Here is a 1,998-nt window from a genome sequence, read left to right on the forward strand (position 1 = left end):
CCACCTCCACCGAGACGTTTACCGTCAATCTCACCGACGTTGACGAGTTCGACGTCACACCCGTCACCGATACGGATTCCACGGCCAACTCCGTCTCTGAATCTGCCGCGACCGGCACAACAGTTGGCATTACCGCGTCCGCGTCCGATGCCGATGGTACGGACACAGTCAGCTACCAGATCGTTGACGGCTCCGGCAATGTCATCACCGATGGCCCGTTTGCAATTGACCCGGCAACCGGCGTTGTCACGGTCGCCGACAGCTCGCAGCTCGACTATGAGGCAGGTACGAGCGTCACCGTAAACGTACAGGCCGTCTCCACAGATGGCTCCACCTCCACCGAGACGTTTACCGTCAATCTCGCCGACGTTGACGAGTTCGACGTCACTGCTGTGACCGATGCGGATACAACTACGAACTCCGTCTCCGAGAGCGCAACAACTGGCACCACAGTTGGTATTACCGCGTCTGCCTCCGATGCGGATGGTACAGACACAGTCAGCTACCAGATCGTTGACGGCTCCGGCAATGTCATCACCGATGGCCCGTTTGCAATTGACCCGGCAACGGGCGTTGTTACCGTTGCCGACAGCTCCCAGCTCGACTATGAGGCTGGTACGAGCGTCACCGTGAACGTACAGGCCGTCTCCACTGATGGCTCCACCTCCACCGAGACGTTTACCGTCAATCTCACCGACGTTGACGAGTTCGACGTCACTGCTGTGACCGACAGCAATTCGGAAGCCAACAAATGCTTACTAAACGCTGCAACCGGAACACTTGTCGGCATTACCGCCAGTGCTACGGACGCTGATGCCACGGATACTGTAAGCTATCGCCTTGTCGATGCTTCGGGCAATGTGATCACTGGTGGTCCGTTTTCCATTAATCCAAACACAGGCGTTGTAACTGTTGCCGACAGCTCGCAGCTGGACCCTCAGATGGGCAGCGTCACGATTTATGTCCAAGCGGTTTCTTCGGACGGATCGACTTCGACCCAAAGCTTTGTTGTAGATGTCGCCCCGGAAGAAATAACTTTTACTACTATCGCAGATATCAGTGAATATCAAACAACCGGCACTGTTGTAACCACTTTCGAACCCGTTGAAGGTATTCAGTATTCAATTACGGATGCGGACGGAAATATTTTAACAGACTCGAGCTTCAAAATTGTGGGCAACGAAATTCGCGTTGGAGCAGAACGGTTTGACTATGAAGCCCGACAGGTTGAAGAAGTTTATGTAACTGCAACAAACCAATATGGGCAGAACACAACAACATCATTTAACGTGAACATTCTGGATGTTGCTGAAAGCTATTATTACGGGACATCAGCTAACGATACCATCACCGGGAACTCGTCGAACAACCAGATTTACGGTTACGAAGGAAACGATATTCTTCGGGGAGCTGGAGGAGCAGATACTCTGTACGGCGGAGCCGGTGACGATATCTTCCGAACCTATCACTCCGAGAGTTTTGGCGACACCATTTTCGGCGGTGAGGGAATTGATACCCTGAAAAATGGCTACTATACGAACACCCAACATATTAACTACGATGTTCAACTCGATGGCAATACCACTCTTGATTCAATCGAGGTGATTGACGGCTCTTGGGGTACCGGCTCAGGCAGCAGCTATTATCACAATGTCCGCCTGATGACGGCCGGGGACTATGACCTGAACTCGGTCACAACACTGGTGGATGTGCGGGACATCTACGGTGCTTCAAGCGGAGAACTGACCCTTACAATGCAGAACCTGGAAACTTCCGGGGAACGTTTCCTGCTCAATCAGGGCGCCGCGATAACGGCCGACATCGCAACGAATACAAGCGCCGATGTCATCGTCCACACTGGCATTCTGAATGACTCTATCAGAACTGGGGGGGGTAGTGATTCCATTTATGCAAATGACGGTGCTGACACCGTCTACGCTGGTGGAGGAAACGATTACATCGACGCAGGTGCAGGAAATGACATTGTTTACGCTGGCG

General features: G+C 52.7%; 1 protein-coding gene. It reads left to right on the forward strand.

The features are described from left to right. Positions 1-1,998, forward strand: a 1,998-nt coding sequence (locus F0155_RS23035; protein WP_192913871.1) for a cadherin domain-containing protein, incomplete at both ends; no start/stop codon positions are given.

Source organism: Roseibium sediminis, from assembly GCF_008711325.1.
Classification (GTDB): domain Bacteria; phylum Pseudomonadota; class Alphaproteobacteria; order Rhizobiales; family Stappiaceae; genus Roseibium; species Roseibium sediminis.